The organism is Bartonella sp. AP258QHHD (assembly GCF_042196145.1).
GTDB lineage: Bacteria > Pseudomonadota > Alphaproteobacteria > Rhizobiales > Rhizobiaceae > Bartonella.
Genome location: NZ_JBHIPR010000014.1, coordinates 187,943 through 202,446 on the forward strand (window position 1 = coordinate 187,943; position 14,504 = coordinate 202,446).

At 36.3% G+C, this 14,504-nt stretch carries 9 protein-coding genes; 8 read left to right on the top strand and 1 reads right to left on the bottom strand.

Features of this window, described 5'->3' with window-relative positions:
- Nucleotides 1-33 precede the first annotated feature (33 nt).
- The 8 genes from coaBC (at nt 34) to tsaE (ending at nt 13,469) form a co-directional block, all read left to right on the top strand.
- Nucleotides 34-1,455 carry a bifunctional phosphopantothenoylcysteine decarboxylase/phosphopantothenate--cysteine ligase CoaBC gene (gene coaBC / locus ACFIMM_RS01755; protein WP_375668161.1) on the top strand — a complete coding sequence of 474 codons (1,422 nt, stop codon included), beginning with the start codon at nt 34-36 and terminating at the stop codon, nt 1,453-1,455.
- A gap of 1,887 nt (nt 1,456-3,342) precedes the next feature.
- A complete protein-coding gene (locus tag ACFIMM_RS01760) occupies nt 3,343-4,062 on the top strand; it encodes a sulfate transporter family protein (protein ID WP_375612793.1) in 720 nt (239 codons plus the stop codon).
- 986 nt (nt 4,063-5,048) lie between these two features.
- Nucleotides 5,049-5,969, top strand: coding sequence for an acetyl-CoA carboxylase, carboxyltransferase subunit beta (accD, locus tag ACFIMM_RS01765; RefSeq protein WP_375611366.1), 921 nt, complete (start codon nt 5,049-5,051; stop codon nt 5,967-5,969).
- A gap of 4 nt (nt 5,970-5,973) precedes the next feature.
- Nucleotides 5,974-7,293 (top strand): bifunctional folylpolyglutamate synthase/dihydrofolate synthase, encoded by a 1,320-nt coding sequence (locus ACFIMM_RS01770; protein ID WP_375675477.1) that lies wholly within the window; start codon nt 5,974-5,976, stop codon nt 7,291-7,293.
- A gap of 44 nt (nt 7,294-7,337) precedes the next feature.
- Nucleotides 7,338-8,336 (top strand): complex I NDUFA9 subunit family protein, encoded by a 999-nt coding sequence (locus ACFIMM_RS01775; RefSeq protein ID WP_375671718.1) that lies wholly within the window; start codon nt 7,338-7,340, stop codon nt 8,334-8,336.
- A 713-nt stretch (nt 8,337-9,049) separates the two neighbouring features.
- Nucleotides 9,050-10,447, top strand: a complete 1,398-nt coding sequence (ahcY, locus tag ACFIMM_RS01780) for an adenosylhomocysteinase (RefSeq protein WP_375620877.1) — start codon at nt 9,050-9,052, stop codon at nt 10,445-10,447.
- Between the two features lie 34 nt (nt 10,448-10,481).
- Nucleotides 10,482-12,947: an ATP-binding protein gene (locus ACFIMM_RS01785; protein WP_375692586.1), complete on the top strand. Its 2,466-nt coding sequence runs from the start codon at nt 10,482-10,484 to the stop codon at nt 12,945-12,947.
- A 51-nt stretch (nt 12,948-12,998) separates the two neighbouring features.
- Nucleotides 12,999-13,469 (top strand): tRNA (adenosine(37)-N6)-threonylcarbamoyltransferase complex ATPase subunit type 1 TsaE, encoded by a 471-nt coding sequence (tsaE, locus tag ACFIMM_RS01790; RefSeq protein ID WP_375682592.1) that lies wholly within the window; start codon nt 12,999-13,001, stop codon nt 13,467-13,469.
- Nucleotides 13,470-14,149: 680 nt separating this feature from the next.
- Here tsaE and trxA read toward each other — a convergent pair.
- Nucleotides 14,150-14,473 (bottom strand): thioredoxin, encoded by a 324-nt coding sequence (gene trxA, locus ACFIMM_RS01795; protein ID WP_273790200.1) that lies wholly within the window; start codon nt 14,471-14,473, stop codon nt 14,150-14,152.
- Nucleotides 14,474-14,504 lie beyond the last annotated feature (31 nt).

Consider the following 14,504-nt stretch of genomic DNA (forward strand, 5'->3'; position numbering starts at 1 on the left):
CATTGCAATCATTTTATTTCTTGGAGGTATTTTATGGCCAGTATTACCATTCGTAACCTGTCTCCTGAAACCAAAGAAGCTTTACGCATACGCGCCGCGCAAAATGGTATTTCTATGGAAGAAGAAGTTCGACGCCTTTTAAGCAATCCCACTCCTCTCACCACACAACCCCTTCATACTAGTGCTGTTGAAGTGCAATCATTGAAATCAAAATCTCTCCTTCTTATTATTGGTGGAAGTATTGCATCCTATAAAGCCCTTGATTTGATTCGCCGTTTACAAGAACGTGGAGCACATTTAAAAGTTGTGATGACAAAAGCAGCGCAAAAGTTTATTACGCCTTTAGCCGCTGAAGCTTTAAGCGGTGGTACTGTATATACTGATTTATTTTCACGTGAAGAAGAACACGATATCGGACATATCCGATTAGCACGTGATGCTGACCTGATTATTTTAGCTCCTGCTACAGCCAACCGCATTGCAAAAATAGCCAATGGCATAGGAGATGATCTGGCTGATTGTGTCCTTTTAGCAGCACGCTGTCCACTCTTGATTGCACCCGCCATGAATCCGTCCATGTGGGTGCATCCAGCAACTATTCGTAATGTTGCACAATTGCACGCAGATGGCGTTCATATCATCGGACCAGAAATCGGAAAGATGGCTGAACGTGACGAGATTGGATATGGACGTATGAGCGAACCTTTAACTATTATCGCTGCTATAGAGAATCTTTTGAATGTGCATGAAAAACCTCTCTTTGGCCGCCATTTCATCGTTACCTCTGGCCCTACCCATGAACCAATTGATCCAGTGCGTTATATTGCTAATCGGTCTTCAGGTAAACAAGGCCATGCCATCGCAACCGCTCTTGCGCATTTGGGTGCAAAAGTAACACTTATTTGTGGACCTGTTAATCTTGCAGACCCACAAGAAGTAAAAACCATTCATGTTGAAACAGCACAACAGATGTTACAAGCCGTTCAAACCGCATTGCCTGCTGATGGTGCTATCTTTGTTGCCGCTGTTTGTGACTGGCGCAGTCAAACGCAGTCTTTACACAAAATTAAAAAGAATGCTCATAAAATACCACCATCCCTTCATATGGTTGAAAATCCTGACATTTTAGCAACGATTGGACACGCTCCAAACCGCCCCTCATTGGTCATTGGTTTTGCTGCTGAAACATGTGATATCATTGCCAATGCGCAAAAAAAATGTGTTGAAAAAGGAGCTGATTTCATTCTTGCTAATGATATTTCTCTTCAACTAGATGGTACAAGTGTCATGGGTGCTGATACAAATCAAGTTTATCTCGTAAGTAGAAAAAAAGTTGAACAATGGCCCCATATGAGTAAACAACACGTAGCGCAAAAATTAGCAAACGTGATTGTATCATTTTTTGCCCCCAAAACACCTACTCCTCATGAGGAAAATATACCCCTTTGCAAATAAGAACTCTTCAAACGCGTTGATATTAAAACACCTTATAAAATAGAACTGACAATATGTGTCTATCCATCTCAATTAGTATATAATATTTCTGGTTTATAATGATAATATCGCATTGTTCATATTAAATTAGAATCCCAGATATCATAAGATTCTCTCATTCCTAATCTCTCTCATGTTGAATCAATAAAAATCATTTTCTTGCACGTTGTAAACAAGGATAACTGTATGAATACAAAACGTTTCAGAAAGAACTAAAAGCGCTTATAATGGACCGTCTCAAGAACCAAGGGCTTGTCTCGGACAACACTGAGGATGATGGTGCCAACGTGCTCTTTTTATTAAGCGTAAAGTTAGTGATGCCCTATAAGTTTTATATTATTCACGAGAGCTTTACCCATATACCATTCACAAACGCTGTTGCGAAATGGGTGTGATGAGCCGTTGGGAAATGTTTTTTTAAAAAATCCTATCTCACCCTAGCCTTCATAAAAGCAGGATCTATTGCACCACTGTCTCGCCAGCTTATAAAAAAACAAGCTATCATTCACTTTGGCTACCATCAATTTTGACAAAGCTCTTGTAATGGATAAAATTTATAAAAAGCATTTTCTTTCTTCAATGTTTTTATCCACATATTGGTCATATTTATGATATGCAAATAAATGATTTTGATTGTTTCATGATGAGAGCAGCTAATGAGAAAATATGACAACTTTATTTTGAGCTCTTATTCGCTATGAAAAATAATGTATAAATCAATGATATTATAACATCTCAATGCAATTTTAAGCATACTTCATGCTGACGCTCATAAAGAATGTAGACAAAATTCATTGTACCACTGTCTATAAGTTTATGAAACTGAAGCCTTTATTATTTTCCTCAGTGATCGGTCTTTAAGATTAAATGTCTGTGTCCTCTCTCCAGAATACCAAGACCACAAAGACTAGAATTTTATCCATGATATCTTCACATTGTGATGTTTCATGAGAAGCATTTTTATTCCTTTATCGAAAGCTTTGTATCCATACATTGGTCTCGCCTATAATGTGTACGTAAATAATTTTTTGATGTTGAATAGAGTCTTTGAAATTAAAGAATATTTCTATATTTGGGATTTTATTCAAGTTGAAAATGATCAATTCTCTTCGATAAATTAGTGGTGTTATTATCTAAAAATTATTTGATACAGTGCACCACTTGTATGAAAAGTGCTTCAATGAATGCTTACTTCATTGCACTTATGGCTTTTAAAATTCAAAATCTCATCATTTTTAAGCATCCGTGGTTTCTCCCTTTCTTTGCTTCTTCTCAAAAAACTGCTCTTCTATGGGATCTGACAGTCAATCGCCTAAGCTTATTTTTTCCACTTCTATCATATTAATCATTCTGTTGCCCAAAATTAGAATATCTACGGAGCTACTACGTTACCCCTATTCCATTGAACTCAATATTTTTTTGAAAGCGAGAGGCAAAAGCATGCCGCCAAATAGTAGAAAAGTACAGAATTTTAGGAATTGTGCAAAACAATTAAGCACTTAGATAAACGAAGTTAGATAACTCTACTGAATAAATAGAAGTAAACAACTTTTCTCCCAAATAGTTCTTATTCCTTAATTTTTTACATATATCATATAAACGCAATAATCTACACTATGTACAAAAATACTAAAAATTTCTTCTACAACAGCTACTTTTTAAATTCTTCTTTGTTTTTAAAAATCAAAATTTCTATTTATTCAAACTTTATTTTTAACAAAGAAACCTTAACCGTTTTTTATAATGTTCTTGAAAAAAATCTTGTAATTCAAAGAAAGAAAAAATTACACTGTACATACTTTAAATATATTTCTTGTTTTTTTGCTTCTTTCCTTAGTTTATTAATCTATGATTTTTACTGCTGCTTATCGTGCTTTACAACGTCTTCTGACCTCGCAATATCGTATTATGATACTGAAAGCATTGGGGGTTACTTTTTTCATTCTCACCATTTTATGGTTATGTGTGCACCAACTTTTTGTGTCTTACTTTTGGCCCTGGATTGCTCAATTTCTTCCTGGACTCCCTAGTTGGGCGGGATGGATTGGTTTTAGCATGCTTATCATCTTTAATCTTGGGTTGGCTCTTTTGTTGGCTTTTTTGATTGCACCCATCACAGCTATGATTGGTGGTTTTTTCATTGACTCTGCTGCTGAAATCATTGAAAAGGAGGATTACCCAAACGAGCCTATTGGACAAGCCTTGCCGTTTCAGCGTTCTCTTATCATTTCCTTTAAATTTGTTATTTTAAGCCTTCTTGGTAATGGAATTGCTTTTATTTTATTCTTCATACCAGGTATTAATTTAATTGCTTTTTATCTTATTAATGGTTATTTGCTCGGTCATGAATATTTCTTGTTTGCGGCTTACCGTTTTCGAACAGAGCAAAATGCGCGTGCTTTTTTACATACTCATTACACAACAGTTTTTGGCGCAGGATTATTGATAGCGATTTTTGTTTCGATTCCTATTATTAATCTAGCAACACCGCTTTTTGCCGCCGCCTTTATGACACATTTACACAAAATGCTTTCCCAAAAGACCATAGCACGCATTACACAAAAATAGTGTTCCTTGACTTTAAGGTTAATAAAACTTGCCAGCCAAAGAAAGCATAATATAAAATTTTATGCTTTATCTTTTATTAAAGCAATATATTGATTTATAATGATAACTTATCGTTTCACAACATGAGTGAAAAACCTAAATATTATGAGGGTTTCTCATTTTAATCCTATTCATATTGGATCAATTGAAATCGTTTGTTGAAATGTCATAAACGGAGGTGGTGTGCGGATAAAAGTACTTTCAAAAAGGCGTGAAATATCTTTATATGAATCCTCTTAATGCAAACATTATCGTCGCATTGAAAACTGAAAAAGAGTATGATGGTGCCGCTTTGTACCTTCTATTTCAGTAAAAACGGATAGCATAATGTCTTTTATACCATTCATGGAGAGTGTATATTCTTCATAAGAGAGTTTTGGAAATTATTGAAAGATATCTGTGTAAAACAAGCGCGTAAATGAGTAATATAATGGTATTTTGAGCGTATTCTATTTTAATTGTAAAAAGCGTGCGCTTTAAAGAAACCTTTTGAAAAAAATCTTGCTCTGATGTTAGCGTTTCGCTAATATAGCGTTATTGTATTCATTATCTTTAATGGATTATTTTAGCCTTGTTAGCGCCTTATACTATAAGGTTTCTTTTCTTCAAAACTGTTGATACGAATGATTAATTGGATATTCATTTTTATTAAAAAATAAGGCGTTTGTTAACCATCGCAAGGAGTAAATTTTAACACCAAAGTAAAAAATACAAACATGTAAGTTCTTAAAACTTATGAGAAATTTATTATAGGGAATACTCTTCATGATGCATATGATTGTTATAATATGGGAAAAATTAAAAATTAAAAAACAAGCTATACGTACACTGATAAAAGTATTAAATAGACTCCTTTGTTCAACCGGTAAAGCAAATGTGACTGCTTAAGTTCTATATTCTTTCAAATCATGCAAAAGATGCACAATATTTAAAGGAAGGTTATAAAGATGAACTGGATTACAAATTATGTTCGTCCTAAAATTAACTCTATATTGGGGCGCCGTGAAATTCCAGAAAATCTATGGATTAAAGATCCTACCAGTGGTGAAATGGTCTTCCATAAAGATCTGGAAGCTAATCAATTTGTAGCTCCCAATTCTGGTCATCATATGCGTATCAGTGCTAAAAATCGTCTCATGCATTTTTTTGATGATGGTGTTTATACAGCTCTTGAAAATCCAAAAGTTGTAACAGATCCTTTAAAATTTCGTGACGAAAAACGCTATATTGACCGGTTAAAAGATTATCGTTCTAAACTTGGGGTTGATGACAATATTTTAAGTGCACGTGGTACGATTGAGGGTTTGCCAATTATTGCAACTGTTCAAGATTTCGCCTTTATGGGTGGATCACTTGGTATGGCTTCAGGAGAAGCTATTATCAAAGCTTTTGATACTGCCATTGCTGAAAGGCGTCCGCTGGTTCTTTTTGCTGCTTCTGGTGGTGCACGCATGCAAGAAGGAACACTCTCGTTGATGCAAATGCCCCGTACAACAGTAGCGATTGAAATGTTGAAAGAAGCAAAGCTTCCCTATATTGTTGTGCTGACTAATCCAACCACCGGTGGTGTTACTGCTTCTTACGCCATGCTTGGTGATATTCACATTGCCGAGCCTGGCGCTATGATTGGTTTTGCTGGTCCACGTGTGATTCAACAAACTATACGCGAAACCCTACCAGAAGGTTTTCAAAGTAGTGAATATCTGCTTGAACATGGTATGATTGATATGGTTGTATCGCGTTTAGAAATGAAAACAACAATTGCGCGTATTTTACGCTTGATGATGAAACGCCCTGCTGTTTTTAACCCTTCCGATCCATCCCCAACAGACTCTCAAACATCGCTTTCTAGGACAAAAGCAGCTTAAGTTTATGCAACAAAGTCAAATACAAAGGGTGGTGGATGATTTACTAAAAAATTATCCGAAAAAATTTGATCTTTCTTTAGAGCGTATTGTTCACCTTTTAGAGCGTCTTGGTAACCCACATTTAAAACTTGCCCCTGTTATTCACATCGCTGGAACAAATGGCAAAGGATCTGCTTCAGCAATTTGCCGTGCTCTTTTGGAAAGTGCAGGATACCGCGTTCATGTTTATAGCTCACCTCATCTCGTCAACTGGAATGAACGCTGCCGGTTAGGTCAAAAAGGAGGTGGTCAACTTGTTACAGAAAACCAATTGGCTGAGACAATCCGTGAAATTATAAAAGTAAATCGTCAAGAGCCGATTACTATTTTTGAAATTTTTACAGCCGCTGCCTTTATGTTGTTTAGTATACATCCAGCTGATGTTGTCATTTTAGAAGTTGGATTGGGAGGACGTTTTGATGCTACCAATGTCGTTAACAAACCAGCTGTATCGCTTATTATGCCCATTGATTATGATCATGAGAGCTTTCTTGGAAATACAATTGCTCAAATCGCTTTTCAAAAAGGAGGGATTATCAAACCAAACGTTCCTGTAGTCATTGGGAAGCAAAATTATGAAGAAACTCTTGCTACTTTAATACCCCTTGCTAATAAAAATAAAGCATTTTATGCTCTCTTTGATCAAGATTATCAAAGTTATAAAGAACATGGACGTATGGTTTTTCAAAACAATCAAGGTCTCATGGATCTTCCCCTTCCTAACCTTATTGGAGACCACCAAGTTGCCAATGCTGGTGCATCTCTTGAAGCAGTTTATCAAGCGGGTTTTCAACTTTCAGAACAAACCATAAATGACGCTTTAAAAAATATTTATTGGCCCGCACGAATGCAGCATCTTACCCAAGGACTTTTGGTTGATCAACTATCTCCTGATATTGATTTATGGTTAGATGGTGGTCACAATCCTGCTGCAGGAAAAGTTATTGCGGCAGAACTTACACAATGGAGAAAAAAAACAGATCGCCCCATTATTATGATTGCTGGCATGCTTAATACCAAAGATGCTGTCGGTTATTTTCGTCCTTTAGCTAACCTTGTCGATAAAGTATATACGATACCGCTGCTTGACAATAATGCCAGTATCTCTCCAACAGACTTAGCTGAATCAGCCCAAAAAGTAGGAATCCCTGCTGCCCCAAAAGCGCACCTACAAGATGCTTTGCATAAAATTAAAATGGAATATAAAGAGGCTATTGTCCTTATTAGTGGTTCTCTTTATCTTGCGGGTGATATTTTGCGTGACAATAAAACACCACCGTGCTAGATAATTAACTATTTTTAAAGCTTTGAAAGATAGACTTTTTAATCATGCAACTTGATTGTGCACTTTATCAACATCCTAAACTCATTACTGTTTTTGGCGGATCCGGTTTTGTAGGACGACATGTCGTTGAAACTTTGACTAAGCGGGGATATCGCGTTCGCATCGCTGTTCGTTGTCCACAAAAAGCTTATTATATGCTCCAAATAGGAGAAGTAGGACAAACCCAAATGCTTAAAACAGATATCAAGCATCGTGCCTCTGTTGCACGCGCATTGCTTGGAGCTGATGCGGCAGTGTTTTTACCCGGTAGCTTAAAACAAGCAAATCAATCGAATTTTAAAAACACACAAATTGATGGTGTTTACAATGTTGCTGAATTAACAGCAGAAACTGGTATTCCGCTCATCTATATGTCAACACTTGTGGCTAACGAGAATGCTTCATGTCTTTATGCACGTGTTAAGTTTATGGGTGAACAAATCATTCATAACAAGCATCTTCAAGCAATTATTATCCGTCCATCCGTTATCTTTGGACCAGAGGATTGTTTCTTTAACACCTTAGCAGATTTGTCACGTTTTTTACCAATTATGCCTCTTTTTGGAGGTGGACAAAGCAAATTGCAACCCGTGTATGTTGGTGACGTTGCTGAGTTTATCGTGCGCGCTTTAGATGGACAGGTTGCTTGGGGAAAAAATTATGATCTTGGTGGTCCCCAGATTATCACCCTCCAAAATGCTCTTGAAAATATACTTAAAATCATTCGTCGTAAAAAAACAATCCTATCTATGCCTCTTTCTGTCGGTCTATTGATTGGAGGAATTTTGGGAACAATCGGTAAATTGCCTTTTGTACCAACACTCGTAACAGCCAATCAGATACGTTTTTTGCAAATGGATAACATTGTCTCTAAAGAAGCTATAGAGAATGGATATACGCTAGAAGGAGTAGGAGTTACTCCTAGAGCAATGGCAGCATTCTTGCCAAGTTATCTCTGGCGATTTCGTCCACATGGTCAATTTTCCCAAAACCTACTCGTCTAGAATAAATTCTTCCAAAACTGAGTTAATTATTTGATTTATAATTCATAGCGCGTTGTTAGCGGTTTTAGAATCAGAGTGTTCAATAGAGTGATGTTTTTGCATTTTTAATGCTCCATTTAGTATCACAAAAAATGTTTAATCGTATATCTATAGTCTTTTGATAAAAATCGTTGAAAACAGGAGAAAAGCACTTCTTATAAACTGTCTTTATCAAAGAGCAGGTTCAACATTGGAATCCTAAAGAACCGATTCTGAACTGCCTATCCATAAACATGATAATCTATGGCTTTGCATTTATATTATTTTGCTAAAAAGCTTAATAATGAGATTAAAGTAATTCTTCCTTTTTCAACAACCGCATAAGTGAGTAGAATACGAGTATACTACTTTCGATATTATCCCATAAAAATCAATATAAAAACTGTAAAGCAATGCACCATTTTTATTATTTAAAAGGTATTCCCTCTGGAGACTTTTAAAAGCTTTAAAGTTACGTGAAAAGGATAGAATTTTGTTTATATAATAAGACTTATCATGAAGATCTCTTATTCTGTCAGTAATATCACTATTCAGATCCATAAATGCATATTTTTTGCACAAATTTATGGAGATTTTAAAAGAGCTTTTTCACATAAAGAAGTCCTCTTCTTGTCTTGCATTTTTTTTTAATTTCTCCTACCGTCTTGGAAAAACTTATTTTAAAGGAATGAAGAATGGCAGCTCAAGATTTTGTTGTCAAAGATATTGCACTTGCCGCTTATGGTCGTAAAGAACTTGATATTGCTGAAACTGAAATGCCTGGTTTGATGGCTTGTCGTAAGGAGTTTTCTTCCAGCCAACCTTTGCGCGGAGCGCGTATTTCTGGCTCATTGCACATGACAATTCAGACAGCTGTTTTAATTGAAACATTAAAAGCGATTGGCGCCGATATACGATGGAGCTCTAGCAATATTTTTTCTACGCAAGACCATGCAGCAGCAGCTATCGCCGCAACAGGCATTCCTGTATTTGCCATTAAAGGTGAAACATTGGAAGAATATTGGACTTATATAGATGCAATCTTCCAATGGCCAGATGGTAATCCTTCCAATCTTATTTTAGATGATGGAGCTGACGCCACAAACTATATTTTAATGGGAAGTCGTGCAGAACAAAATAAAGATATTTTATCGCATCCCAAAACAGAAGAAGAAGAAATTTTTTTCAAACAAATACAAAAGCGTATGGATGCAACGCCAGGTTTTTTTACACGACAGCGCGCAGCAATTAAAGGTGTAAGCGAAGAAACCACAACAGGTGTAAACCGTCTTTATCAGTTACAAAAAGAAGGACTTCTACCTTTTCCTGCTATTAATGTTAATGATAGCGTCACTAAATCAAAGTTTGATAATAAATATGGATGTAAAGAATCATTGGTCGATGGTATTCGACGTGGAACAGATGTGATGATCGCTGGTAAAACTGCCATTGTCTGTGGTTATGGTGATGTAGGAAAAGGTTCAGCAGCATCTCTTTCTGGTGCTGGGGCTCGTGTTAAAGTAACAGAAATTGATCCTATCTGCGCTCTTCAAGCCGCTATGGATGGCTATGAAGTTGTTAATTTGGATGATGCTGCTTCCAGTGCTGATATTATCATCACGACAACAGGCAATAAAGATGTTGTTCGTTTAGATCATATGCGACAAGTAAAGGATATGTGTATTCTTGGAAATATTGGTCATTTTGATAACGAAATCCAAGTCGCTGCCCTTAGAAATTTGCCATGGACAAATATTAAACCACAAGTTGATATGATCACCTTTCCCGATGGAAAACGCATCATTTTGCTCTCTGAAGGGCGTTTGTTAAACCTCGGGAATGCGACTGGGCATCCTTCTTTTGTCATGTCAGCCTCGTTTACTAATCAAGTTTTAGCGCAAATTGAACTTTTTACCCGTTCAGAACACTATACAAATGAAGTCACTGTTTTGCCTAAACATCTTGATGAAAAGGTTGCACGTCTACATCTAGATCGGTTAGGAATAAAATTAAGTGTTTTATCAGAAGAACAAGCCGCTTATATTGGAGTCTCACCACAAGGACCTTATAAACCAAACCATTACCGTTACTAATACGTTTCCTTGGGTTAAAAAAGGGAAAGATGCCGTGCTCAGCTTTGGTGACTATAACCCCAAAGAAAAAGCTCAAAAAGAGATCCGAATCTATACGTATATATTTTGCCTTTTTTTCTTTTTTTCTCCAACATGCGCTTTTGCTCAGTCATTGGAAGGTTATTTACCATTTTTCTTCACTTTGCCGAATGGTCCATGGCTGCTTTTAGCGCTGTGTGGAGGAATTTCTTGTGCTTCACTTCTCACGTGCCTAGCTGTTATTATGCGTGCAACAAAAACTGCACAGAAGCCTTTGAAGATAATTCAGGCAAATTTTTCTGAAAAACTTAAATATTATGAATGGCTTCTGGAAGAAACCGAGCAATTCCTTCTTATTTGGGAAAATCCAACAACCTTACCCCGTGTCGTTGGTGCCCTTTCTGCATTGCAAAAAATAGGAATCGACCAGAAAGATTTTCAGCGTTTTGAGCTCTGGGTTGAAGAAAATTCTCTGCGAGAACTTGATTATGCATTGACTCAACTACGTTGTAAATGTCACCCTTTTGATCTTTCTATCACCACCACAAACAATGTACCGCTACAAGTTACAGGAGTCATCGCAGGAACAGTCGCTATTGCTCGTTTTCAAGATATCTCAAAACAACAGAGTGAAAATGCTCGTTTACAGAAAGATATCGCCCGCCTTCTTACTGAACTGAGAATGCAGCGTAATCTTCTTGATCTTATTCAAGAGCCCGTATGGATAAAAGATTGTGAAGGAAAAGTTTGTTTTATCAATCGCGCCTTTAGAGAAATGACAGATTTTCGTGAAGGCAGTGATGAAGTGGGGGATCTTTTCAATGAAAATACACAACGCAAAACAGATGAAATAGAAACAATTTTTCAAGAACATGTTCACACAGTTATTGATGGAGAACGACATCGTTTTCATCTCACACGTATTACAACAGCCGAAGGGATGGCAGCTTTTGCGCGTGATGACAGCGCATATGAAAATCTTGCTCATGAATTAAGTTATGTTCTTCAAAGCCATTGTGAAACACTTGACCAAATTTCAACAGCTGTAGCTATTTTTGATACAAACCAAAAATTAAAATTCTGTAATCATGCTTTTAAAATTTTATGGCCGTTGGAGACTTCCTTTTTAGAAAGTGAACCAAGCCATACATTATTTCTTGAACGTCTACGTGAAAAAGGGCTCATTGCTGAACACCCCGATTGGCGCGCATGGAAAGAAGAACTTTTTAAAGCCTATCGACAAACAGAATCGAACCAACAAATTTGGAATCTTCCAGATGGGCGTACGGTGCGTGTTATCTCGAACCCTCATCCACAAGGAGGTGTCACTTGGCTTTACGAAAACCTTACAGAAAAAATTGATCTTGAACGCCGTTATAATACACTTATTAAAATACAAGGTGAAACACTTGATAAACTTTCCGAAGGCGTGGTTGTTTTTGGTACTGATGGACGCCTTCGTTTATCGAATCCTGCCTTGTCGAAATTGTGGTCTCTTCCTTATAATTTACTGGTAGAAGGGACCCATATTACACAGTTACAAAGCCATTGTTCAGCCTTAACCTTAGGACAAGAATGGGATCAATTTACCAAATTCATTACCGGTTTTGCTGAAAAACGTGAAACATATTCAGGTCGTATAGATCTTAAAAATGATATGATTATTGACTATACTCTGGTTCCTCTTCCCGATGGACAAACAATGCTTACTTTTGTGAATGTTACAGATACTGTCCATGTTGCACGTGCTCTTCAAGAAAGAAATGAAGCATTAGAAAGTGCTGATCGTTTGCGTAATGAATTTGTCCAACATGTTTCCTATGAATTGCGTACACCTCTCACCAATATTATTGGATTTTCCGATATTTTACGTGATCAAATTTTCGGCTCTATCAATAAACGTCAACAAGAATATCTTGGGCATATTCATTCAGAATCAGGAACTCTTTTAAATATTGTTAACGATATTCTTGATCTTGCTACCCTTGATGCAGGCATTATGGAGTTGGACATAAAATCGGTTAACATTGCCGATGCTATGATACAAGCAGTAGCACGTGTAGAAGATCGCCTTAATGGACGGCATATTACGCTTTTACAACAAATTTCTCCTTCCTTAAATTCTATTTCTGCTGATGAAAAGCGCTTGCATCAAATTTTTGTGAATGTACTGAGTAATGCTATTAATTTTGCAACGGAGGCGAGTACTATTGAATTTTGCGTCGATGAACAAGATGATAACATTGTCTTTAGCGTTCACAATCAGGGCTCTGACATCCCAGAAGACGTTCTTGATCGTATTTTTAAACGTTTTTCTTCCCATTCACACCATGGTGGGCGTGCGGGAGCGGGTCTTGGCCTTTCCCTTGTAAAAAGTTTCGTTGAACTACACGGTGGACATGTTGAAATTCTTACCGGTTCTGGAAAAGGAACAACAGTTAAATGTTTTTTCCCACTCTCCAAAGGAGATACGATTTTTTAATTTTAACCTTTATGATAACAAAAATTTTTCATCCATTTCATGGAACTTTTAATGAATTTTAGTTTTTTTCTTGAAAATGAAGAGGCAACAAAGCTTTTTGCACAAAATTTAGCTCTTTCTTTAAAGCCAGGAGATCTTGTAACGCTGCAAGGAGATCTTGGAACTGGAAAATCAACCATTGCACGTACAATCATTCAAACACTTGCGAACGATAACACTATGGATGTTCCAAGCCCTACTTTTACTCTTGTGCAAAGCTATCAACTTCCAAAGTTTGAAATTATTCATGCTGATCTTTATCGCCTTTCTATGGCAGAAGAAATTGATGAATTAGGGCTTTATGAAGCACGCGAGAACAATATTCTACTTGTTGAATGGCCAGAAAGAAGTGTAGCTCTTTTAGAGCTTGCCACTTTCGCACTTACCTTACAATATGAAGTTCATGGGCGCCATGTGACATTGAGAGCAGTCCCCCATTCCATTGAATGTTTGCAACAGTCTTTCGCAATTCGTACATTTTAAAAAAACATGAACATCATCATTTTTTAATTTGATAATACCTCAGTACTACCTATGAAATCTGAGATGATAGACAACATAAAGAAGGCTTCATGGAGGCACCAACCATGGAAGATGAAACGAAATGATGACTCTTTTATATAACAATGACATAAATTGCAAAGGACAGCCGTTAATTTATAGAAATTCATCAATTTATTTTAGAGAATTTGATACCTACAATTTTGATTTTAGAGAATAGTATAAGAGAATTTTAAATTGAAGTGATAACCCTTTAGAAGAGCATTATATAACCTGTAGTGAATTGCTTGTCTCTTTCTGCTTAAAAATTGTGAGCTTCAGAAAAGTAATTTGCAAAGTTTTTGCTTAAAATCTCCCTTTATGTGTTGAAAACACTATCTATCTCAATAGTCTTATCTAAGAAGAAATACCTTTAATGAAATTATCATTCACCCAATATTTTTAACGCGCCTATAAGGAAAGAATTGCATATATTCTTCATACAAAGCAATTTTTTATAAAAAATGGCCAATTGAATCATGCATAAAAGCACGAATTCTTAAATTCATTTAAAATTTTGATTTTTATTGTCTTTTCATTATAACATAATGCAAAAAAGAATATTTTAAAAAAGTCAAAAGGAGAGACAAAATTTCTCTCCTTTATAGTAATTATACGTGGAATTAACTAAGCCCATCTTTTATCCATTCAGAAAGACGTCCTTTAGAGGTAGCGCCAACCATATTCGATGAAATATTTCCATTTTTAAACATTAATAATGTAGGGATAGAACGTACTCCGTATTGGGTAGCCAGTTCCGGATTTTCATCAATATTTACCTTAGCAATTTTAACTTGATTTTGCATTTCTATTGAAATTTCATCCAACATTGGAGCAATCACTTTGCAAGGGCCACACCATTCTGCCCAAAAATCAACCACAACAGGGGTGGAAGAAGTTAGAACTTCACTTTCGAAATTGTCCTTATCAACTTTTATACACGTCATTGATTTATCCTTTATATTCACCTTTTATAGA